The sequence below is a fragment of the Amycolatopsis sp. TRM77291 genome, from assembly GCF_054166285.1.
This window is the reverse complement of record NZ_JBSZHF010000001.1, coordinates 9,064,040-9,085,736: the sequence shown is the minus strand read 5'-3', so window position 1 is coordinate 9,085,736 and position 21,697 is coordinate 9,064,040. Positions and strand designations below refer to the sequence as shown.

Annotated in this window: 20 protein-coding genes, 2 tRNA genes and 4 pseudogenes; 14 read left to right on the top strand and 12 right to left on the bottom strand. The window is 67.1% G+C overall.

Going from position 1 to position 21,697, the window contains the following annotated elements; translation table 11 throughout:
* Nucleotides 1-5: 5 nt before the first annotated feature.
* A complete protein-coding gene (locus tag ACXIZN_RS42815; RefSeq protein WP_457960411.1) occupies nucleotides 6-1,532 on the bottom strand; it encodes a helicase HerA-like domain-containing protein in 1,527 nt (508 codons plus the stop codon).
* Between the two features lie 112 nt (nucleotides 1,533-1,644).
* Between ACXIZN_RS42815 and orn the strand changes: the two genes are divergently transcribed.
* The 3 genes from orn to ACXIZN_RS42800 all read left to right on the top strand — a co-directional run bounded on the left by orn (nucleotide 1,645) and on the right by ACXIZN_RS42800 (nucleotide 2,916).
* Nucleotides 1,645-2,253 (top strand): oligoribonuclease, encoded by a 609-nt coding sequence (orn, locus tag ACXIZN_RS42810; RefSeq protein ID WP_457960410.1) that lies wholly within the window; start codon nucleotides 1,645-1,647, stop codon nucleotides 2,251-2,253.
* A gap of 77 nt (nucleotides 2,254-2,330) precedes the next feature.
* A tRNA-His gene (locus ACXIZN_RS42805) sits at nucleotides 2,331-2,406 on the top strand.
* Between the two features lie 114 nt (nucleotides 2,407-2,520).
* On the top strand, nucleotides 2,521-2,916 hold the full coding sequence (locus ACXIZN_RS42800) for a hypothetical protein (protein WP_457960409.1): 396 nt from the start codon (nucleotides 2,521-2,523) through the stop codon (nucleotides 2,914-2,916).
* A 52-nt stretch (nucleotides 2,917-2,968) separates the two neighbouring features.
* Here ACXIZN_RS42800 and ACXIZN_RS42795 read toward each other — a convergent pair whose 3' ends face one another.
* Nucleotides 2,969-4,189, bottom strand: a complete 1,221-nt coding sequence (locus ACXIZN_RS42795) for a L,D-transpeptidase (protein ID WP_457960408.1) — start codon at nucleotides 4,187-4,189, stop codon at nucleotides 2,969-2,971.
* 195 nt (nucleotides 4,190-4,384) lie between these two features.
* Between ACXIZN_RS42795 and ACXIZN_RS42790 the strand changes: the two genes are divergently transcribed.
* The 7 genes and pseudogenes from ACXIZN_RS42790 to ACXIZN_RS42760 form a co-directional block, all read left to right on the top strand.
* A tRNA-Lys gene (locus ACXIZN_RS42790) sits at nucleotides 4,385-4,457 on the top strand.
* A gap of 484 nt (nucleotides 4,458-4,941) precedes the next feature.
* Nucleotides 4,942-5,697: an alpha/beta fold hydrolase gene (locus tag ACXIZN_RS42785; RefSeq protein WP_457960407.1), complete on the top strand. Its 756-nt coding sequence runs from the start codon at nucleotides 4,942-4,944 to the stop codon at nucleotides 5,695-5,697.
* A 103-nt stretch (nucleotides 5,698-5,800) separates the two neighbouring features.
* Complete coding sequence (locus tag ACXIZN_RS42780; RefSeq protein ID WP_457960406.1) at nucleotides 5,801-6,361, top strand: DUF2231 domain-containing protein; 561 nt, start codon at nucleotides 5,801-5,803, stop codon at nucleotides 6,359-6,361.
* A gap of 43 nt (nucleotides 6,362-6,404) precedes the next feature.
* Complete coding sequence (locus ACXIZN_RS42775) at nucleotides 6,405-6,842, top strand: hypothetical protein (protein WP_457960405.1); 438 nt, start codon at nucleotides 6,405-6,407, stop codon at nucleotides 6,840-6,842.
* A 202-nt stretch (nucleotides 6,843-7,044) separates the two neighbouring features.
* The gene (locus ACXIZN_RS42770) at nucleotides 7,045-7,680 is read left to right on the top strand and encodes a cytochrome ubiquinol oxidase subunit I (RefSeq protein ID WP_457960404.1); all 636 of its coding nucleotides are present in this window, start codon (nucleotides 7,045-7,047) and stop codon (nucleotides 7,678-7,680) included.
* Nucleotides 7,677-8,702 carry a cytochrome d ubiquinol oxidase subunit II gene (locus ACXIZN_RS42765; protein ID WP_457960403.1) on the top strand — a complete coding sequence of 342 codons (1,026 nt, stop codon included), beginning with the start codon at nucleotides 7,677-7,679 and terminating at the stop codon, nucleotides 8,700-8,702. The genes ACXIZN_RS42770 and ACXIZN_RS42765 overlap by 4 nt, the downstream gene beginning before the upstream one ends.
* A 430-nt stretch (nucleotides 8,703-9,132) precedes the next feature.
* A pseudogene (locus tag ACXIZN_RS42760) lies at nucleotides 9,133-9,465 on the top strand (ANTAR domain-containing response regulator); the annotation flags it as partial.
* 3 nt (nucleotides 9,466-9,468) lie between these two features.
* On the opposite strand, the gene ACXIZN_RS42755 reads toward ACXIZN_RS42760, so the two are convergent.
* The 4 genes from ACXIZN_RS42755 to ACXIZN_RS42740 are packed head-to-tail and all read right to left on the bottom strand — an operon-like array spanning nucleotide 9,469 to nucleotide 12,070.
* Nucleotides 9,469-10,638, bottom strand: coding sequence for a zinc-dependent alcohol dehydrogenase (locus tag ACXIZN_RS42755; protein ID WP_457960402.1), 1,170 nt, complete (start codon nucleotides 10,636-10,638; stop codon nucleotides 9,469-9,471).
* Nucleotides 10,635-11,060: a hypothetical protein gene (locus ACXIZN_RS42750; protein ID WP_457960401.1), complete on the bottom strand. Its 426-nt coding sequence runs from the start codon at nucleotides 11,058-11,060 to the stop codon at nucleotides 10,635-10,637. The genes ACXIZN_RS42755 and ACXIZN_RS42750 overlap by 4 nt, the downstream gene beginning before the upstream one ends.
* 27 nt (nucleotides 11,061-11,087) lie before the next feature.
* A complete protein-coding gene (locus tag ACXIZN_RS42745; protein WP_457960400.1) occupies nucleotides 11,088-11,492 on the bottom strand; it encodes a hypothetical protein in 405 nt (134 codons plus the stop codon).
* Nucleotides 11,493-11,515: 23 nt separating this feature from the next.
* Nucleotides 11,516-12,070, bottom strand: a complete 555-nt coding sequence (locus ACXIZN_RS42740) for a hemerythrin domain-containing protein (protein ID WP_457960399.1) — start codon at nucleotides 12,068-12,070, stop codon at nucleotides 11,516-11,518.
* A gap of 144 nt (nucleotides 12,071-12,214) precedes the next feature.
* Between ACXIZN_RS42740 and ACXIZN_RS42735 the strand changes: the two are divergent.
* Together ACXIZN_RS42735 and ACXIZN_RS42730 are read left to right on the top strand one after the other, a co-directional pair.
* Nucleotides 12,215-13,231 (top strand): annotated as a pseudogene (locus ACXIZN_RS42735) (cbb3-type cytochrome c oxidase subunit I); the annotation flags it as partial.
* 13 nt (nucleotides 13,232-13,244) lie between these two features.
* A pseudogene (locus tag ACXIZN_RS42730) lies at nucleotides 13,245-14,156 on the top strand (cytochrome c oxidase subunit I); the annotation flags it as partial.
* A 25-nt stretch (nucleotides 14,157-14,181) separates the two neighbouring features.
* On the opposite strand, the gene ACXIZN_RS42725 reads toward ACXIZN_RS42730, so the two are convergent.
* The 3 genes and pseudogenes from ACXIZN_RS42725 to ligD form a co-directional block, all read right to left on the bottom strand.
* On the bottom strand, nucleotides 14,182-14,517 hold the full coding sequence (locus tag ACXIZN_RS42725) for a hypothetical protein (protein ID WP_457960398.1): 336 nt from the start codon (nucleotides 14,515-14,517) through the stop codon (nucleotides 14,182-14,184).
* A 41-nt stretch (nucleotides 14,518-14,558) separates the two neighbouring features.
* A complete protein-coding gene (locus tag ACXIZN_RS42720; RefSeq protein WP_457960747.1) occupies nucleotides 14,559-14,771 on the bottom strand; it encodes a hypothetical protein in 213 nt (70 codons plus the stop codon).
* Nucleotides 14,669-15,559 (bottom strand): annotated as a pseudogene (ligD, locus tag ACXIZN_RS42715) (non-homologous end-joining DNA ligase). Before ligD ends, ACXIZN_RS42720 begins: the two are co-directional and overlap by 103 nt.
* Before the next feature lie 194 nt (nucleotides 15,560-15,753).
* Between ligD and ACXIZN_RS42710 the strand changes: the two are divergent.
* Nucleotides 15,754-16,827, top strand: a complete 1,074-nt coding sequence (locus tag ACXIZN_RS42710; protein ID WP_457960397.1) for a DUF4917 family protein — start codon at nucleotides 15,754-15,756, stop codon at nucleotides 16,825-16,827.
* A gap of 225 nt (nucleotides 16,828-17,052) precedes the next feature.
* Nucleotides 17,053-18,462: a hypothetical protein gene (locus tag ACXIZN_RS42705; RefSeq protein ID WP_457960396.1), complete on the top strand. Its 1,410-nt coding sequence runs from the start codon at nucleotides 17,053-17,055 to the stop codon at nucleotides 18,460-18,462.
* Between the two features lie 74 nt (nucleotides 18,463-18,536).
* Here the strand turns inward: ACXIZN_RS42705 and ACXIZN_RS42700 are convergent, their stop codons facing one another.
* From ACXIZN_RS42700 to ACXIZN_RS42690, 3 genes are all read right to left on the bottom strand, one after another.
* Nucleotides 18,537-19,694 (bottom strand): glycosyltransferase 87 family protein, encoded by a 1,158-nt coding sequence (locus ACXIZN_RS42700; protein ID WP_457960395.1) that lies wholly within the window; start codon nucleotides 19,692-19,694, stop codon nucleotides 18,537-18,539.
* A 102-nt stretch (nucleotides 19,695-19,796) separates the two neighbouring features.
* A complete protein-coding gene (locus ACXIZN_RS42695) occupies nucleotides 19,797-20,459 on the bottom strand; it encodes a response regulator (RefSeq protein ID WP_457960394.1) in 663 nt (220 codons plus the stop codon).
* Entirely contained in the window at nucleotides 20,456-21,697 is a 1,242-nt protein-coding gene (locus ACXIZN_RS42690) for a sensor histidine kinase (protein ID WP_457960393.1), read from the bottom strand. The genes ACXIZN_RS42695 and ACXIZN_RS42690 overlap by 4 nt, the downstream gene beginning before the upstream one ends.

The window sequence follows — 21,697 nt, the reverse complement described above, 5'->3', positions numbered from 1 at the left end:
ATTCGTCATCGCCTCCGGTTCCCGAACAGGCCGCGGGTGATTTCCCGCCCCAGCGCGCTCGCCGCCGAGCGGAGGAACGACTTGACCGCCGGGTTCTTCATCGCCTGCTCGACCATGCCGGGGCTTTCCTTCTCCGGCTTCGGAGCGGGGGCCGCGGGCGGCGGCTCCTCTCCGGCGGGCGGCGCGGCCACCTTCGCGGCGAGCATCTCGTAGGCCGACTCACGATCGATCGTCTCGGCGTACTTCGCGTGCAGGTCCGAAGACGTCGTCGCCGCGGAAATGGCTTCGGCGCCGATGGAACCCATCTTCGAACGCGGCGCGCGAAGGCGCGTCCACGCGACCGGCGTCGGCGCGCCCCGCTCGGAAAGGACGGTGACGATCGCTTCGCCGATACCAAGCGACGTCAACGCCGAGTCCAGCTCGTAGTGCTTCGTCTTCGGATACGTCTTCACCGTCTTGGTCAGCGCCGCCTGATCCTCGGGCGTGAACGCGCGCAACGCGTGCTGAACCCGCGCACCCAGCTGGGAGAGGACGTTGTTCGGGATGTCCGTCGGGAGCTGCGTGCAGAAGAACACGCCGACGCCCTTCGACCGGATCAGCTTCACGGTCTGCTCGATGCGCTCCAGGAACGCCTTCGACGCGTCGTTGAACAGCAGGTGCGCCTCGTCGAAGAAGAACACCAGCTTCGGCTTGTCGAGGTCGCCCTCTTCGGGCAGCTCCTCGAACAACTCGGCCAGGAGCCACATGAGGAAGGTCGAGAACAGCGCCGGCTTCGACTGGAGGTTGTCCAGCTCCAGCAAGGTCACCATCGCCTTGCCGTCGACCTCGCGCATCAGATCGTGGACGTCCAGCTCGGGCTCACCGAAGAAGTCCTCGCCGCCCTGAGCCTCCAGATTGGACAACGCGCGGAGGATCACGCCTGCCGTCGCGGCCGAGACGCCGCCGATGCCCTTGAGGTCCTCCTTGCCTTCGTCACTCGTCAGGTGCGTGATGACCGAGCGGAGATCCTTCGTGTCCAGCAGCGCCAGCCCGCGCTGATCGGCCCAGTGGAAGATCAGGCCGAGCGTCGACTCCTGGGTTTCGTTGAGTCCCAGCACCTTCGACAGCAGGATCGGGCCGAAACTGGTGATCGTCGCGCGGATCGGCGACCCCTTGCCGCCCGTTCCCAGCGACAGGAACCGCACGGGGAACGCGGCAGGCTCCCAGGAGTCACCCAGTTCTTCCGCGCGTTTGGCGATCTTGTCGTTGCTCTCGCCCTGCGCGGCGAGCCCGGACAGGTCGCCCTTCACGTCCGCCAGCACCACGGGCACCCCCGCGGCCGACAGCTGTTCGGCGATCAGCTGCAGGGTCTTCGTCTTGCCGGTACCGGTCGCGCCCGCGACCAGCCCGTGCCGGTTCAGCGTCGCGAGCGGCAGACGGACCGCCGCGCCGGCGTCGGCCTTGCCGTCGATCACGACGGCGCCGAGCTCGACCGCCGCCCCCTCGCTCACGTATCCCTGCGCGATCTCCTGGGCTGGACCCTGTTCGGCCACTGTCGCTCCCCGATCTGTGACATGACTCACCTGAGGATGCACACGGTGCCAGCAACGCGCCGAACCCGCACGTCGCGCGCCACGAATCCCCGGGTCGGGTTAGGGTTCCGGGGTGAACGACCGCCTAGTCTGGATCGACTGCGAGATGACGGGGCTCGACCTCGGCAAGGACGCGTTGATCGAAATAGCCGCGCTGGTGACCGACGCCGAGCTCAACGTCCTCGGCGAAGGCGTCGACATCGTCATCCACGCCGACGACGAAGCCCTCGACGGCATGCCGGAGGTCGTCCGCGAAATGCACGCCCGCTCCGGCCTCACCGAAGAGGTCCGGCGCTCCACCGTGACCATGGAAGAGGCCGAGCAGCGCGTGCTCGAGTACGTTCGCGCGCACGTGCCCGAGGCCAACGTCGCCCCGCTCGCCGGCAACTCCATCGCCACCGACCGCGGCTTCATCACCCGCGACATGCCGCTGCTCGACGCGCACCTGCACTACCGCATGGTCGACGTCTCGTCGGTGAAGGAACTCGTCCGGCGCTGGTACCCGCGGATCTACTACGCCAAGCCCGAGAAGGGCCTCGCGCACCGCGCGCTCGCCGACATCAAGGAATCCATCGGGGAGCTCGACTACTACCGTCGCGCCGCCTTCGTCCCGCAGCCCGGTCCGACCACCGAACAGGCCAAGGCCGCGGCCGCTGAAGTGCAGGAACGCCACCAACGGTAACCCGTTGCGAGCCCTCGAAACGGGCACGCTAATATAGTGCGGCCGAGGTGATGGGGAGCTCCCCGAGCCCGGCGATGGTGGGCGTAGCTCAGCTGGTAGAGCACCTGGTTGTGGTCCAGGAGGTCGCGGGTTCGAAACCCGTCGCTCACCCCATCAACCCCAGTTCGGCCGGTTCTTCCGGCAGGCTGGGGTTTCGCTTTTTCCGGGTATCGGTAACGCGGCGTGGCGCTCGCGCGAGTTCAGGAAGTAACTCGCGCGGAGGATGCCATGAGACGCTGGCCGGTCTTGGTGATCTCGGGACTCTTCGCGCTGATCTCCGCCTGCACGGCCCACCCACCGAGCCCGACACCGGTGCCGGCGATGACGTCGACACCGGTCACGACCGTGACCGCGACGCCGTCCACTTCGGTACCGCCGCCGGTGACCGTGACGGTGAGCCCGCCGAAGTCTTCGGTCAAGAAGTCACCGTGGCGCTGCGAGCCCGGCTACCCGAGCTGCACCAAGGCCCAGTCCCAGAAGTACCTCGCCGAACTTGAGCACCAGAAGTGCCGTCGTGATCCGGACAAGACCTGGGACACCGGCACCCAGAAGTGCCGCTACAAGACCAGCGGCGAAGTGCAGTGGGAGTACCACTACGGCACCCCGCCGCCCGAAACGCCATGAGGGGTCCCGTCAGGACGGAATTCGTCCTAACGGGACCCCTCATGGCCATAGGTCAGTTCCGGTCGCCGCCGGTCTTCCAGTCGTCCCACGACATCTGCCACACCGACCAGCCGTCGGTGGGCTCCAGCACCTGCGGGCCCGAGTTGGTGACCGTGATGATGTCGCCCTTCTTCGAGGTGTCCATCAGCCACTTCGCGTTCTCGGTCGACAGGTTGATGCAGCCGTGGCTCACGTTCCGCTTGCCCTGCGAACCGACCGACCACGGCGCCGAGTGGTAGAAGATGCCGCTGTTCGACATGCGCACCGCGTACTTCACGAACGTGCGGTAGCCGGCCTTGCTGTCCGTCGGGACGCCGTACGTGCTGGAGTCCATCGTGTACCCGGTGTGCTCGCTCATCACCGTGTAGGTACCGGCCGGGGTGCTGCTCGACGGCTTGCCCATCGAGATCGGCATCTGTTTCACCTCTTGGTCGTTCACCACGACCTTCATCTGGTGCGTGCCGCCGTCCGCGGTCGCGACCAGCTTGTCGCCGACGACCACCTTGGCGGGCTTGTCCTCACGGCCGAAGGTGTTGTTGCCGAGGTTCTTGCCGTAGATCGCCGCGTTGACCGAGATCTTCGTGCCCGGCTTGAAATACTCCTTGGGCCGCCACATCACGGTCTTCTCGCCGAACCAGTGGAACGCGCCCTCGGCCTGCGGCTCGGTGACGATCTTCAGCATCTTCTCGGTCGCCGCCTTGTCCGGCACGTTGCCGGTGAAGGTGAAGATCAACGGCAGGCCGACGCCGACCGTCTCCCCTTCGACCAGGTTGATCGAAACGCCGATCTGACGGCCCGGCTTGGCCGTGGAGAACGTCGAGGTCGAGGTGACCGGCTTGCCATCGGTGCCGGTCGCGGCCGCGGTGACGGTGTAGGTCTTGCCATAGCCGAGCGGCTCCGCCGACTCCCAGCCCGAACCGTCTTCCTTCGGCTTGCCCGCGACGACCTTGCCGTCGGCACCGGTCAGCTTGACCTCGCCCACCTTGCCGTCGGCCACGGCCACCGTGACCGGCTCGCCGGGCGCCACGTTCGCCGCACCCTGCGCCGGGGTCAGCGTCACCACGGCCGGCTTCGGCTCCGGCGCGGGCGCCGCACTCTGCTGCGAACCCCCAGGAGCACCACCCTGCGACGGCGATTCACCCGACGGTGTACTGCTGCACGCGGCGAGTGTGAACCCAGCCACCAACGCCACCACAGCCACCCGCGACCGCCCCGTCGCTCCCCAGACCCTCATGCACACCGCCCGTTTCGCGTGGTACCAACCCCAACGTCTGGCTATAGTCTGCCTGACCGGCCGCAACGCTCGCGGCCGGATGGCCGAATACATCCCGGTCCGTCGTTAGGGGACCCCCCTGAAACGGGCCCCAGCAACCCTGTGTTAATGTTTTCCACGTCGCCGAGGGGAACACCAAAGCGGCGGAACAAGCAGGCGCCATTAGCTCAATTGGCAGAGCAGCTGGCTCTTAACCAGCGGGTTCGGGGTTCGAGTCCCTGATGGCGCACACTTAGACCCCACGTTTTCGGTTTCGATGACGTGGGGTTTTGTGTTATGTGGATGCATTTCTTCCACTTCCTTACTGTCCACTATGGTCTGATCCGTGCCCGAGACGAGCCCGAGCTGTCGGGCTGGGTTCCAAAGGATGAGAACCGCTCGGTCACATCGGCCGGATGCAGAGGGCTCCCGTCCGGCTGGGTGAACAGCAATCCGCTGTCGTGGTCTCCGATCACCGGCGGTCCGGATGCTCTACCCGGCGAATCCGCCCGGCAACCCTCGGTGTGTGAAGAGCCATCTCCATCCCGTGCCGGTTTCGCCGCGGCCGCCCGCGGTAATCCCCGCTCCGAGCGGAAAGGACTGGCGATGCTTCACGACTCGCGCGCGGCTGTCCGCGAACGGTGGGACACCGTTNTGAAGAGCCATCTCCATCCCGTGCCGGTTTCGCCGCGGCCGCCCGCGGTAATCCCCGCTCCGAGCGGAAAGGACTGGCGATGCTTCACGACTCGCGCGCGGCGGTCCGCGAACGGTGGGACACCGTTCGCGGACGTCGGGTACGCAGTCTCGAGGCCGGGTTCGACCGCGCCGGAAGTCCCGTGGTGGTGCTGGTACCGGGTTTGGGCGCGCCTCGATACTTGGAGGACACCCTGGCCCGTTGCGCTACTTGGAGCCACGCCTTCCTGCTCGACGTCCCCGGTTTTGGGCACGTCGGCGCGAACGCCTGTGAACCCGAATTGTCCGCGGTCGCCGAGACGGTCGCCGCGTGGCTGTCGGAGGTGCCGGGCCGCTCTGTCGTGCTGGCCGGGCACTCGACCGGTGCGCAGGCGGCGGTGCACGCGACGCTCGTGCGACCGGACCGCGTGCACCGCTTGGTGCTGCTCGGACCGACTTTCCCGCCGGAACTCCGCCGTTTCCGTGGGCTGGGGGGCGCCTTCGTCCGTAACGCTCTCCACGAGCCGCCGGGACTGGCCGGAGCGCTCGGACCGGACTACCTCCGGGCAGGTCCGAAAGCGTTGGCGCGGTTCGTGCGCTCGGCACAGCGTGACGAACCCGAAGAGCTGATCAAGTCGGTGGAGTGCCCGGTGTTCCTCGGCCGTGGCCGACACGATGCCTTCGCACCACAATCCTGGATGGATCGGTTGACCACGTCGGCGAACCATGTCCGGTCGTGGACGGTGGAGGGCGCGCACACCTTTCCCTACCATCGCGGTGCCCTGACCGCGGATTTTCTCGCCCGGGCCGGTTCCTGAGGACGCGTCGCCGAAAGCGACCTCTTTCGCTGCGGGACGCCGACGAACTCCTGGCGCGAGCTACCGGGGGTGTAGACGGCTTCGCGACGGGTAGCCCAAACACATGAAACCCCGCGAACTGCTCCGCGCAGCGGAATCGTTCCGTGCTGCGGACTCCACTTCCGCCGCCGTGGGCGCGATCGTCCGGCGCGCACTTCATGCGACGCGGACCGACGGACTGCTGCGAGGAGGTTGGCTCGGGCATCCCCTGCACCCCCTGGTCGTCACCGTCCCTCTGGGCGCGTGGATCTCCTCCGCGGTCTTCGATCTCGGCACCCGGAACGAGGACGCGGCCCGGAAACTGGTCGCAATCGGACTGGTGGCCACTCCACCGGCGATCATCGCGGGCTTGGCCGACTACGCCGACCTCGACGAACGCCAGCGCCGGATCGGCACCCTGCACGCGGTGACGAACACGGTCGCCGCGTCCGTCTTCACCGCTTCCTATCTCGTGCGCCGGCAGGGGAAACACCGCAAGGGGGCCACACTGGGGCTCCTCGCGCTCGCGGTCGTGAGCGCCGGCGGCGCACTCGGTGGGCATCTGTCCTACGCCCAAGGTGCGGGGGTACGCCGCTGGCCGGAAGCGACCGGCTCCAGTCCCCGGATCGCCGGAGAAAGGAGCTGACGGTGGACCGATTCCTGAGCATTTACCTCAATGACCAGCTCGCATGGGCATCGCCTGGCGCGAGCTGGCCCGCCGATCCAAGAAGGCCAACAAGGGGAGCGAGGTGGGCGACGCGCTGGCCCGCGTCGCGACGGGCATCGCCGAAGACATCGAGACCTTCCAGGTCATCATGCGCAGGCTGGGTATCCGGCGTAACCCCGTCAAGAGCGTCCTGACAGGGCTGGCGGAACGCGTCGGGCGGCTCGAACCCAATGGAAGGCTGACAAGCTATTCCCCGCTCAGCCGCTTCGAAGAACTCGAATTCCTCGTCATGGGCATCGAGGGCAAGAAACAGTTGTGGGACACGCTCGGCAGGCTCGCCGGCCTGACTTCGTGCCTGCCCGGTATCGACTTCGCGCGGTTGATCGAGCGGGCTTCCGAACAGCGTGCCCTCCTCGAACCCCACCGCGACCGAGCCGGAGCCGACGCTTTCCAGAAATGAGCCGGTCCGACATCTGCCGGCTGATGCGGACCGACCCCGGTTGACGCCGGTGCCCGATCGGAGACGGCGTACCCGCCCATTCGTCAGCACCCCTGCGGGCCCCTAACCCGGATGGTGTTCCCACTTCTCGCGGTGCTGGACATCGCCGGTCTGTGGATGGCGACCTGGCCGAACTCGCTGTCGCCGTCCTCCTCGCGCTCCAGTGCAAATCGGCGTCGGAGACTGGATCGCCAACACCGTCGCTGACAACCAGCCCGCCAAGCTGGCCGCGATGGAGGGCCTCTACCAGACCACCGCGGGCGCGGACCTGTCGATCGGCGGCATCTACATCGACAACGAGCTCCGTTACGCCCTGCACATACCGGACGGGCTCTCGCTGCTGATCCACCATGACCCGAACGGCGTGGTGACCGGCTTGGAAGAGGTGCCCGCCGACCAACGGCCGCCGGTCAACATCGTGCACCTGGCCTACAACACCATGGTCGGCATCGGCACAGCTCTGCTCGCGCTGGCCGCGTGGTTCGGGCTGGTGTGGTGGCGCCGACGCCGGCTGCCCCGCACCGCGTGGTTCCTGCGGGCTGTCGCCGCGGCCGGGGCCGGGGCGGTGGTGGCGATGGAAGCCGGATGGATCACCACCGAGGTCGGCAGGCAGCCCTGGATCGTCTACGGACTGATGCGCACCGCCGACGCGGTCAGCCCGGCGCCAGGGCTCGCGTGGGGCCTGGCCGCGGTACTCGCCGTCTACACCGTGCTGACGGTGTTCACCGTGGTCGTGCTGCGCAGACTGGCCCGCGGCCGCGACACCCTCGCCCCGCAGGAACAGGAGCAGCCGCGATGACACTCGCGGAACTCGTGCTGGGAGCGGCGTTCCTCGGCCTGCTTGCCTACGCCCTGTTCGGCGGCGCCGACTTCGGCGGCGGCATCTGGGACCTGCTCGCGGGCGGCACCGAACGAGGACGCCCCATCCGGGACCGGATCGAACGCTCGATCGGCCCGGTGTGGGAGGCCAACCACGTCTGGCTGATCTTCGTGTTCGTGGTGCTGTGGACCGGGTTCTCCGGCGGGTTCGCCGCCGCCGTCACCACCCTCTACATCCCGCTCACCCTCGCCGCGTTCGGCATCATCGGGCGCGGCGCGGCCTTCGCCTACCGAAAGAGCGTCGGCACGCTCGGAATGCGCCGGTTCTTCGGAGCGGTGTTCGCCCTGTCCTCGCTGCTCACCCCGTTCTTCTTCGGCGCGGTCGTCGGCGGAGTGGCGTCGGGACGAGTACCGCCCGGCATCAGCGCAGGCGACGTGATCACAAGCTGGGCCAACCCCACCTCCCTGCTCGGCGGCACCCTCGCCATACTCGTCTGCGCCTACCTGGCCGCCGTGTTCCTCTGCGGCGACGCGCGCCGGGACGGCCAGCAGGACCTCGCCGAAGCGTTCCGCCGCCGCGCCCTGGCCACCGCGGTCATCACCGGCACCGTAGGACTCGCCGGCATCGCGGTGCTGCGCTCGGATGCTCCGCTGCTGTTCGACGGGCTCACCGGCCGCGGACTACCGGCGGTGGCGCTGTCGGTGATCGCAGGACTTGCCGCGCTCGGCCTCCTGCACACCCGCCGATACATCGCCGCACGAATCGCCTCCGCACTCGCCGTCGCCGCCATCCTCATCGGCTGGGCAGCAGGCCAATACCCCTACCTGCTACTGCCCTCATTGACCGTCGACCAAGCCGCCACCGGTCGCCCGACCCTGCTCGCCCTGCTCATCGCCCTGTCCGCGGGCACAGTGCTCCTCCTGCCCGCCCTGTTCTACCTGTACCTGCTGTTCCAGCGAACTCCGTCGCCCACGGCCCGACCGAGCCACGACGACACCTGACCGGATGCTGTGCGGTGGAAGCCAAGAGGCCACCGGCGAATCGTTTCTCCGGGAAATACCGATGAATACCTGGTGCCGGTGAACGTCATTGCTTTCGCGCGCCTCTCCTCACGGTGGGAATGTCGTAACGGCGGATGCGACACCCGGGACCGACCGTTGACTTGACAGGCGATCCAGGTATCTGAACGCTTGTGAACGCCACCTCGATTCGGCCTCTTTGCGCTTTGCCGGCAGATGGTGACCGCCGACCTGGTTGGCGGGCCCCAGGGCGGGTATGCGAGGTGTTCAGCCGCTGATGTGATGAGCGACGGAGGCGGAAGTGATGGCTCGTTCGATTCAGGTGACCAGTTCCCGGGACCGGGTGGTGGTAGCGGAGTTCTCCGACTACGCCGATGCGGAACGGGCGGTGGACTCGTTGTGCGGCGACGGGCACTCCGGCGCGGTCAACTGCTACAGCGGGCACGGCGGCGGCTTCGCCGAACTGGACGAGAAACTGCTCGACCTCTACACCAGCGCCGCCACCGCCCTGCTGCGTGTCTACACCCGCTACCAGCAGGCCCGCGACACCGCCGACCACCTCCATACGGCGATGAACAACCGCGCGGTGATCGATCAGGCCAAAGGCATCCTCATGGCGCTGCGCCAGATCAGCGCCGACGACGCCTTCACCCTGCTCGTCGAGCAATCCCAGCGCGAGAACACCAAACTCCGCGACGTCGCCATCCGGTTCGTCGCTCACGCCACCGGCACGCTCGCCAAGTAAGCTTCACGGGCGGAAAACCGCGCGCACGCAGTCGTCCTTCTTGTTCTTGAACAGGTCGTAGCCGTGGGGTGCGTCGTCCAGTGGCAGCACGTGCGTGGCGAGGTGGCCGGTCGAAAGTTCTCCCTTGGCGAGGCGGTCCAGCAACATGGGGATGTAGCGCTGGCCATGTTGCTGGGCGCCGCGCAGGGTGAGGCCTTTGTTCATCATGGCGCCGAGGGGGAATTTGTCGACGAATCCGCTGAAGACGCCGAGCACGAACACCGAGCCGCCCTTGCGGCAGTTGTGGATGGCTTCGCGGACGGCGATGGGCCGGTCGGTCTCCAGTTTGAGCTTGCTCTTGACCTGGTCGTAGACGTTCTGGGGACCGAAGCTGTGGGCTTCGCAGCCGACCGCTTCGATGCACACGTCGGGGCCCCGGCCACCGGTCGCTTCGCGCAGCGCGGCGCCGATGTCGGTGTGCTCGTAGTTCAAGGTCTCGACTCCGAAGACGCGTTCGGCCTGGTCGAGCCGGTAGTCGAACCGGTCGATGACGAAAACCCGTTCGGCGCCCAGGAGTTGTGCCGCGCGGGCGGCCATCTGGCCGACCGCGCCGCAGCCCCAGACGGCGACCACGTCGCCAGGCTGGACACCCCCGAGATCGGCGCCCATCCAGCCGGTCGGCACCGAATCCGAGGCGAACAACGCGCTCAGGTCGTCGACGCCTTCGGGGATCGGGATGGCGGTGTGGTCGGCGAAGGGCACGCGGACGTATTCGGCGTGGCTGCCCTTGAAGCCGCCCATCGCGTGGGAGTACCCGAAGATGCCTCCGGGGTCGGCGCCCCAGAGGCCCTGGGTGATTCCCGGGTTGGTGTTGGTGTTGTCGCACAACGACCAGAGGTCGCGGCGGCAGTACCAGCATTCGCCGCAGCCGATGAACGAGCACACGACCACCCGGTCACCGGGCTTGTGGCGGGTCACGCCCGGGCCGGTCTCGACGACCTCGCCCATGAACTCGTGCCCGATCACGTCACCTGCCTGCATGAAGGGGATGTGCCCGGTCAGCAGGTGCAGATCGGAGCCGCAGGACGTGCTGAGCCCGACCTTCAGGATGAGATCCTTGTCGTTTTGGATGCGGGGGTCCGGGACGTTCTGCACCCGGACGTCGTTGACACCTTCCCAGCAGAGTGCCTTCACAGCCGTCCACCTTTCTGCGCGTTGCGGGTCACCTTTCGCAGGACCTTGCCGAGGGGCCCGGGATGAGCGGACGGAGGATCCGCCTCGAGCACGATTCCCGTTTCGATGAGCGACTTCGCCTTGCGGAGCGCGGAACGCAGATCCCCGCGCGACACCTCGGTCCCCGCCGGGCGGGCGCGTAATTCGGTGCCCTTGTCCCCCGCGGCGGGCACGATGCGCAGTTCGATCCCGTCGCCCAGCCGCGCCAGCGGTTCCGGCAACGAGTCCATCGTCCCTACGTCGTCGGGCGCGCGGTTGACGGTCACCGCCAGCCAATGGTCGTCATGGTCGGCGGCCGGCCCGCGCAGTCCTCGGATGACGGTCAAGGCGACCACGCCTGCCCCACCCACGGCGGCCGCGGCGACTGTTCGTGCTGATGTCATTCGTCTGCCTTTCCTCGGCGGGCTCGATCAGTCCGGTGGTGGTGGGGTGCGGATCTCGTCGGGCACGGAACCGCCGGCGAAATCGGCCGCGATCCCGAGGCTTTCGGCGTATTCGACACTGTCCGGGCTGATGTCATCCGCACGCTCCTTCCGCTCACGGTCGGCGGCCTCCGCCGTTTCGTCGACGTCCGGGCGTTCTTCGGCCAGCCGCTCACCGAGCGGGGCGGGGTGCGCCTGCTCCCAGGGGGTCATGCCGTACTTGGTCACCCCGCTCCAGTGTTCGGGCGGGTCCATTCCCTCTTCGAGCGGGTCGACGCGCAGGCGGTCTTCGTCGAGATCCTCGGCGCTGGACAGTGCCGCCGGATCGGTCTCGGCCTGGTCGGGGGCGCCAGTGTCCTGTGGGGCGTCGTAAGACTGGTCATTGTCGGGCATGGTTTCCTTCTCTCGCGCGTAGCTCAGCGGCCGAGGGCGTCGCGGATGGCGTCGCGGGCGCGGTCCATGATCGCGATGGGCGGGCCGAGCAGGAGGTTCGCCGTCGCGCTCTCGACGCCGGGGTGGGGGCGGGTCGGCGCGATCGCCTCCGCCACCCGCACGGTCGCGGCCATGGCGCGGAGCCGTTCGGGGCCGTGCGCCGCCCGCAGCAGCGGGAACTCCTCTTTTTCTTCGTGTTCCGCGTGCGCGAGAACGTCCTCGCGCAACTGGACGAGCAGGGTGTCGAAGCCCTCGGCCTCCGGCCCCATCTCGGTCAAGGTGACGAGCAGCCGCTTGGCGCGGTGTTCCTCGCCGATACGGGCTTCCACTACGTGTTCGCCGTCCGGCAAGCCGCGCACTTCCGGGTGGATCACCTCTTCTTCGGCGGTCTCGTGCACGGCGAGAAGCCGGACGAGGTCACGGAACAGGTCCCGGCGCTGTTCTCCTTTCGCGGTCTCCAGTTCGGTGAACAGCAGCCGGATCTCGTCGTGCTGACGGTGCAACAGGGCGATGACGTCTTCGTTTTCGGTGTCGGGCACTTTTTCTTCCCTCTGTCCGGCGGAAACATGTGGTTGCCGCCGGATTCCCGCCTCGCCGTGCTTCACACATGACCGCGAACAGGTGTGACGACCGAAAAGGCGGGTACACGCCTGCGACCTCCGAGACGCAGGGACAGGAGTTCCATGACCCAGACGCCGGCACGGCCACTACCGGTACCGCACGCGCCTCGTCAGAAAGGCAGGCGGGGAAACACCCTGCTGAAGCTGATGAGGACGACGGACCCGAAGACGATCGGCGTGATGTACATGGTCACGTCATTCGGGTTCTTCCTGATCGGCGGCCTGACCGCGTTGCTGATGCGCGGGGAACTGGCGCGTCCCGGTCTTCAGTTCCTGTCGCCGGAGCAGTACAACCAGCTCTTCACCATGCACGGCACGATCATGCTGCTGCTCTACGCGACACCGAACGTGTTCGCCTTCGCGAACTTCCTGGTGCCGCTCCAGATCGGCTCGCCCGATGTCGCGTTTCCGCGGTTGAACGCCTTCTCGTACTGGCTGTACCTGTTCGGCGCGATGATCGTGCTCGGCGGCTACCTGACGCCGGGCGGGCCACCGGACTTCGGCTGGACGGCCTACACACCGTTGTCAACGGCCGTGCATTCACCGGGCGTCGGCGGGGATCTGTGGATCGCCGGGCTGATCGTGACCGGCCTCGGGACGATCCTGGGCGCGGTCAACATGATCACCACGATCGTGTGCCTGCGCTGTCCGGGGATGCTGATGTGGCGCATGCCGATCTTCACCTGGAACATCTTCTTCACCAGCATCCTGATCCTGCTGGCGTTCCCGATCCTGACGGCGGCTTTGTTCGGCCTGATGGCCGACAGGCATCTCGGGGCGCACGTCTTCGACCCGGCCAACGGCGGCGCCATCCTGTGGCAGCACCTGTTCTGGTTCTTCGGCCACCCCGAGGTGTACATCATCGCCCTGCCGTATTTCGGCATCGTCAGCGAGATCATCCCGGTATTCAGCCGGAAACCGTTGTTCGGCTACAAGACCATGGTGTTCGCGACGATCGCGATCACCGCGCTGTCGGTGGCGGTATGGGCGCACCACATGTTCGCCACCGGCGCGGTCCTGTTGCCGTTCTTCTCCATCATGACCTTCCTCATCGCGGTGCCGACCGGGATCAAGTTCTTCAACTGGATCGGCNTTCGGCTACAAGACCATGGTGTTCGCGACGATCGCGATCACCGCGCTGTCGGTGGCGGTATGGGCGCACCACATGTTCGCCACCGGCGCGGTCCTGTTGCCGTTCTTCTCCATCATGACCTTCCTCATCGCGGTGCCGACCGGGATCAAGTTCTTCAACTGGATCGGCACCATGTGGAAAGGACAGCTCACCTTCGAATCACCGATGCTGTGGTCGGTCGGATTCCTGGTGACGTTCCTGCTCGGCGGACTGACCGGGATCATCCTCGCCTCACCGCCGCTGGACTTCCACATCCACGACACCTACTTCGTGGTGGCGCACTTCCACTACGTCCTGTTCGGCACCATCGTCTTCGCCACCTTCGCCGGGATCTACTTCTGGTTCCCCAAGATCACCGGCCGGCTGCTGGACGAGCGGCTCGCCAAATGGCATTTCTGGACCACGTTCATCGGCTTCCACGTCACCTTCCTGGTCCAGCATTGGCTCGGTAACGCCGGTATGCCCCGCCGCTACGCGGATTACCTGCACAGTGACCAGTTCACCGGTATGCACATGGTCTCGACGATCGGCGCTTTCCTGCTCGGCCTGTCCGTGCTGCCGTTCATCTGGAACGTGTTCAAAAGCTACCGTTACGGCGAACCGGTCGACGTCGACGATCCCTGGGGTTTCGGCAACTCACTGGAATGGGCCACCACCAGCCCGCCACCCCGGCACAACTTCCTGGAACTGCCCCGGATCCGCTCCGAACGCCCCGCCTTCGAACTGCACTACCCGCACATGATCGAACGCATCCGCGACGAAGCCCACCGCACGACCGGCCACCCTGGGAACGCCGCGGACCCGGCCGAAATCGCCGCCTCCGCCACCCAGCCCGACGACCAAGGCCCCAGCAGCGACCCCCGCGGACGTTGACCATGGCCACCGGAGCCAGGCCTCTTCACGCCGATTCGGTGACCAGTTCCCGATCGGTCCCGTGCCGCAAGCGCCCGCGCAGTTCGGTGACGAAGGAGGGATCGGCGTAGACCACCGTCTCGAGGTCGACCTCTCGCGGTATCGGCGTCCCGGCCGGGAGCAGCGAGTCGAGGACCAGCCCGGCCGCGCACAAGGCCAGGGCGTCGTCCGCCGCCGACAGGTCCACCGCCTCACGCAACCACGGTGTCAGCACCACCTCGAACGTCCCGGCGCCGGAACCGCGGCAGCAGTACTCCACCCGATACCGGAACCGCTCGACGAACCGAACCTGCCAGACCGCTCCCGCCGTGCTCCGCGTCATGCCTGCCCATACCCCGTCACACGGCCGTCAAACAGCCGACGTCACGAGAGGCCACGCCGCCGCGCGAGTTCGACCATCTTCTCGGCGCCTTCGGTCCAGGCCCGGCCATGGCCGACGAGGACGGTGCCCGCCCCAGTCCTCGCGATCGGCTTCAGGGATTCGAGTGCCCGCTCCTCGTCCACGGTCGCGGCCCCGGACACGATCCGCGGCCCGATCGTCGCACGGTACGAACACCAGCTGTTGGGCGGCGGCAAGCGTGGACTTCGTCCCAGGTGATCGGAGTGGAGACGGTGGGGTGGTCGCGGCCACGCAGCGAATACGGGGCCACGACGGTCTTGGCGGGATTGTTCTGCGACCAGTCGATGAACACCCGCCCCGTCCGCTGGGCTTTGGCCATCACCGCGGTTACCCGGTCCCGTGTCTCCCGGGCCAGGCATTGGGCGAGTTTCTTGGCGTACGCCGACGGCGCCGCAGGGTCGTCGGTGGTGATGGCGCGGTAGAGCTGCATGCCCTTCGAGCCGGACGTCTTCGCCCACGGGGCCAACCCGTCGTCTGTCAGGGCGTCGTGCAGTCGTTCGGCGACACGGCAGCAGTGCACGATCGAGGTGCCCGACCCGGGGGCGAGGTCGAACGCCAGCCGGTCCGGCGGGCGACGTGTTCCGTCATCGCCGACGGTCTATTGTGGAACGTGGAGTTCGAGTGCGGCCATGTTCGCCGCCCTCACCACGGCGGCGAGTTCGTCCAACAAGGCGTACGTGATCGACTCTGTCGAGCCCCGGCTGCCGCTGCGAGCGATCCGGACGGTCGGCAGCCACGACGGCGCGCCGTGCGGGACGTTCTTCTCGAAGAACTGCTCGCCGCCGACACCGTTCGGGAAGCGGATGAACGTCACCGGCCGCCCGGCCAGATGGGACAACAGGACCGGGGCGACGCGGGAGTAGTAGTTCGGGAAGCGGATGAACGTCACCGGCCGCCCGGCCAGATGGGACAACAGGACCGGGGCGACGCGGGAGTAGTAGTTGATGACCTCACCCTTCGTCACCGGCCGCCCGGCCAGATGGGACAACAGGACCGGGGCGACGCGGGAGTAGTAGTTGATGACCTCACCCTTCGTGAACCACCGTCGAAGGCCAGCGCATGGTGAGAGACTTTTCCAAGCTCTGCTGACAGGAATGGCGCTCCAGCCAGCAGTTGGCCCACGGCACATAAGCCTGGACACTCTCTGCAGAAACGGATTTGAGGTGGACCAGTGGACTTCATGGACTACGACGGGCCATCGCCTGGCTGAGCGAACCGACAAACTCCAAGGGCAGAGCGTCGCCTACCCGACTGATACTGGGAAACGGGTTCAGCATCGCCTTCGACCCCGCCAGGTTCTCATACTCGGCTTTGCGATCCCATGCCGAGGCGCAAGGCATGCTCAGCGCTACTGCCCAGCACCTCTTCCAGAAGTTGGACACTCAGGACTTCGAGATTGTCATCAAGACGCTCGAGGACGCCGCTATCGGGCTCTGCGCGCTCGATGCAACGAAGTACTCGGCGGAAGCCGCGACACTTGACGAGGAAGCCTCGAAGCTCGAGGATGCCCTGGCTCACATCCTCGCGGCGCTTCACCCTGGACGGCCGTACGAGATCGACGCCGAAGTCTACTCACGAGTCCGCAGGTTCCTGGAAAAGTTCGACCGTATCTACACCGCGAACTACGACCTCTTGCTCTACTGGACTCTCATGCAAGACTTTCCCGAGGAAAACCTGCAGGAAAGGCAGGCGGACGACGGCTTTCGAGATCCCGGGGAGGCTACCGACTACGTCGTGTGGAACCACCTGGATCCCCGTTCACAGAACGTATTTTACCTCCACGGAGCCCTTCACCTGTACCGCAGCGAGGGTGGCTTGAAGAAGCTGACGTGGCGCCGGACCAACGAACCGCTGATCGACCAGATCCGCGCCCAGCTCGAAGCGGACTCGTTCCCTCTATACGTGGCAGAAGGGACGAGCAGCGAGAAGCCGGCCCGTATCGGCACCAGTGACTACCTCGGTCGCGCACTTCGGTCACTCGCAGCGATCAGCGGCGGTTTGCCGTCGTACGGGATGTCGTTCAGCAAGAACGACGCACACATCATGGACGCCATTATCCACTCGAAGATCATCCGACTGGTCGTATCCCTCTTCGGCGACGTCGCCTCGCCGTCAAACGAAGCGACGATTAAGGCCGTACAGTACATGCAATCACGTCGAGCGACGTCGTACGCGAAGGTCGGCTTAGAGATCGCCTTCTTCGACGCACAATCCGTCCGACTGTGGAACTGAGCTGCCGTCCTGCAAGGAACTCACTCGGGTGGGTAGTACCGCTGGGCCGAACGAGTGGTGTGGAAGGCAGCTGAGCGGAAAGTTTCCGCTGTTCACCAAACAAGGCATACGCAGCGTCAACCGCCCTGCGCGGATCGTCATCCTTCAGGCGGCAGACAAATTCCGGGAAATCCGGTGAGTTGGAAGGCGGTGCATCACGGCGGACGCACGAGGGGACGGGAAACCATGGAGCTCAGAGACGCGTTGGAAAAGCTCTTGCAGAGCTCTCATGTGGCGATTCACTCCACCGCAGAGCTGTCCGGAGCCGTAGCCCGCTACATCGCGAAACAAGACGAGAAGCGTTCCAAAGACGAAAAACCGGAGGTGCTGCGCAAGCCTGAAATCGGGCCCGTCCCTCCGGCCGAACACCGAAACGGCTTCATGATCACGCCGTGGGAGTTGCTGCAGACGTTCGGCCGCGCGACCACGCTGTCCGGGCAGAACCCATCGCGCGGCCTCTCCCAGCATTGGAACTGCTTGCGCTACCTCACCACGCTGGAAGCTCATGGTGGCCGGATGGCACTCTCACCCGATGGACATGACCCGAGGTATCACCGCAAGGGCGTGCAAGCGCAGGAACTCGGTGCAGCGTTCGCGCTGACTGCGGCGCGAGAGATCTTGCAGCGAAGGCATCCTGGGTACCGTTTCGAGCCCGTCGACGTGGACCTCGCACTCGACGCAGGCTGGGCACTGCGGGGTCAAGGTGCGGAGGCGAAGGGCACACGACGGAGCAGACCTGGGCATTTTCTCGTTGGCAGGAAAGCGGGTGAGCCCTTGCGTATCGCGCTGGTCGACGGACGTGGGTCACACGGCCAGCCCAGCGCACAGCACAATCAGCTGATGGCCTCGGCCGAGCGGGTCCAAGTGATCGCACTCGGCGATGGGCGCGGCAGTGCCGATCCGCTGCCGAGCCTGCTGATGTCGACGGCTTTCGTCGCGGAAGGCGGGATCGAGATACGCCTGCTCGATCCCGTGGGCGGCGGTGTACTCGCCGAACCAGGCAAGCCCTCTCCCGACCCGTACGGCCCAGTGCGGGAAGAGAACTTCTTCCCGGACATCCAGACCGTCGACGCACAGGGCCAGACCCCGAGCCGTCCCGGATTCCACATCACATCGGCCAGGTTCGAGTGGTTCTCCCGGGTGCTGGTCCGCGCGAGCGCTGCGGCGCTCCTGACTTTCGTCGGCGATCGCGACAACGCGTACAAGTACCTGACCGTGCGGCAGCAACGGCGACTGGGCGCCGATCACTCTCCGCAGGCAGTCAACGCGGAATGTGACGTTCGCATCGAACTCGGCGGGATCGCATTCGTCGGAACCGACCACGTCTTCCGGTTCGCACGTGAGCGAGTCGAGGTCTTCTCGGCGATGCCGAAAGAACTGCACGAGATCCTCAAGACGGGTGACGGCGCCCGGGCCTACGCGGAGACGATGCCGGAGGTGGTCGCCGAGTGCAAGAGGCGCTGGGCGGCGGTACAGCGGGACTGGACGGGAATCATAACCATGGATGGTGATGGAGCGGTCATGGCGCTCCGCATATTGAAGAGCGAAGGGCGACCGCTCGAAGCGATCCCCGAACCGCAGGAAGGACCCGTATAAAGCGCAAAGGCCACCTCGCGGGAGTGGATACCCGCAAGGTGGCCTTCACCAGCGTCACTGGCCTGAGTCACCGATCATCTCCCCCGTGCCACGACGGGAACGGCGTTCTCGCTGTCCACATCGGACAGCCGGCGGTAGAGCACGAAAACCAGGGCGAGCGCCGCGATCAGGTAGGCGTTGCCGACGACGGCTTGGCCGAGGTTCCAGGTGCGTTCGGCGCCGCCGCCACCGGGGACCACGGCGACCGTCCAGCCGGTGAACACGACGGCGGGGATCGCCACCACCACCGGCTGCCGGACCCTGGTGCACAGGTAGCCGAGGGCCGGTACCGCCCACACCCAGTGATGCGTCCACGAAATCGGGCTGACCAGCAAGGCGCAGCCCGCGGTCACCAGCAGGGCGGCGGGGTCGTCGCCCACGCGGTGGAGACGTCGGACGAGCCACATCATCACCACCGCGCAAAGGACGCCGAAGCAGCCGATCAGCACTGTCGCGACGCGGCCCTCCGGCAGCGTCCGTGCGATGAATCCTTGCCACGACTGGTTTCCCACCCAGCCTTTCATCTCCGCGAAGTGGCTGTTGAAGATCGCGGACGTCCAGTAGCGCAAGGAATCCTTCGGCAGGAGGACGAACGCGAGCGCCGTCGCGCCGACGAAGGCGGCCGAGGCGCGGGCCGCGTCCGCGATCCGCCGGACGAGCAGGAGGTGGACGATGAAGATGAGCGGGATCAGTTTGACCGCCGCCGCGAGTCCGATCCCGATCCCGCGGAAGCGCGATTCGCGCAGCAGCAGCACATCCGCGACCACGACGGCCATCAGGAGAAGATTGACCTGGCCGAGCCCGATCGTCTGCCACACCGGTTGCAGGGCGAAGGCGGCGAGCAGCAGGAGCGGGACGTACGCGCGCTCGGTGAAGGGCCGGAGCGCGACATAGAGCGAAGGCGCCGCCGCGATCGCCAGCAGCCCCCAGCACACGTGCGCCGGCAGCGCGGTCAGCGGGACGAAGAGCAGTGCGGCGAACGGCGGATAGGTGAACGGGAGTTCCGGCACCCAGCCGGGTAGCGCGGTCAGGTGCTCGTACAGCGGCTCCCCGTGGAGCACGGCGGACCCACCGGCGCGGTAGACGGCCGAGTCGACCCCCAGCGGGATATCCGAAAGCCACCAGGCGAACGCGATCGCGACGAGCACGGTGACCGCGGTGCCGACCGCGATCGGGGCGTTGATCCGAACCATGGGTGAAACGATCTCCGTTTCGAGGCCGCGGCACATCGCCCGGCGGAACCGTCTTGTCACCGCTACCCGGGTAGCGCGGGGCGGCGGACCCGTACCCCGGTACTAGGTGTCGGCGCCCGGCACGATGAGCCCGGCCTCGTAGGCGACCACGACGGCTTGGGCGCGGTCACGGACGCCGAGTTTGGTGAACACCCTGCTGACATGGGATTTCGCGGTCTGCTCCGCGATCACCAGCGCCCCGGCGATCTCGGAGTTGGACAGGCCGCGCGCGATCAGGCGGAGCACGTCGGTTTCCCGCGCGGTCAGGTCCGCCACCCTGGTGTTGCCCGTGTGCGCGGCGGCGTGGGTCCGGGTGAACTCGCCGACCAGCCGTTTGGTGATCGCCGGCGCGAAGAGCGCGTTGCCCGCGGCGACCACCCTGACGGCGGTGACCAGGTCGTCCAGCGGGGCGTCCTTCAGCAGGAAGCCACTCGCGCCCGCCCGCAGCCCGCCGAACACGTACTCGTCGATGTCGAAGGTGGTGAGCATCAGCACGCGGACCTCGTGCCACTTCTCCACGATGCGCCTGGTCGCCTCGAGCCCGTCCAGCCCTGGCATGCGGACGTCCATCAGCACCACGTCCGGTGTCAGTTCGGCGCAGAGGGCGACGGCCGCGGCCCCGTCGGGTGCCTCGCCGACCACCCGGATGTCCTCCTGCGCGTCGAGGACGGCGCGGAAACTCTGCCGGACCATGGTCTGGTCGTCGGCGATGACCACCGTGATCACGGTTCCGAACGCCCCCCGTCGTCGAGTGGAACCGTCAGCGCGACCCGGAAACCACCGTCCGGTCTCACCCGCGCTTCCAGATCCGCCGCGAGCATAGCGGCCCGCTCCCGCATTCCCAGCAGCCCGTGACCGGTGCCGGTCTGCCCGGTTCGCAGCGGCCTCTCCCCCGGCCCGTTCTCGATCACCAGCCGGATCGAACGCGGACCGGTCACGAGTTCGACGGACACCGGTGCGCCGGGAGCGTGCCGGATCGCGTTGCTGAGCGCCTCCTGCACGATCCGGCAGACCGACAGCGCGACCCCGGCGGGGACGGCGTCCAGGTCGCCGCCGACGTCGAGCTCGCACGGGGTGCCGACGGCCCGGACCCGCTCGACGAGTTCGGAAATCATCGCCAGTCCCGGCTGCGGGGCGGTCAGGACCTCGCGGTCCTCCGAACGGAGGACGCCGAGCAGTCTGCGCAGTTCGGTCAGCCCTTCGCGGGCCGTCCCGGCGAGGTCTGCGAACTCGCGCCAGACGCCGTCGTCGACGTCGGCCTTGCCGGGACCGGCGAAGCGGAATCGTGCCGAATCCGCCCGCAACGCGAGGACGGACATGTGATGGGCGACCACGTCGTGCAGTTCGCGCGCGATGACGGCGCGTTCCTCCAGCACCGCCGCCCGTCTTTCCTCGGCGATCCGGCGGTCCTGCTGGGCGACCCGGGCTTCGTCGGCGAGACGGCGCTGGCGGACCGTGTTGCCGAGGAAGAACAGCGCGCCGGCCAGGACCATGAGCAACGCCGCGTCACGCCAATCGCGCAGGAAGGGCACCATGACGGCGAAGGAGATCAGCACCACGCAGGTCAATTCCCGCTGATCGTTGCCCGCCCCGACGAGGTAGAAGACGACGGCGGCGGCGAGCGCGAGGCCGGGAGACCACGGCCAGCTCCAGAACTGGACCATCTGCGGCAGCGTCGGCGGCGTCAGCACGATGCCCACGAGCAGCACTCGCCAGCCCCACAGCGGCGAACGGATCGCCAGCAGACAGGGCAGCACGGTGATGACGACGTTGAACGTCTTCACCGCGGGCGGTGCGGAACCGATCGCGAAGGCGAGGAAACCCGCCCACAGGCCGAATCCGGTGAGAGCGACGCTGCGCAGCGTGCGCAACCCCGCCGTGCGCGTCGGCGAGGTGTCCGTGCCGGTGAACGCGACGTAGCGGAGGACTTCCCACCACTCACGCGGACGCTGTCGGTCGACCAT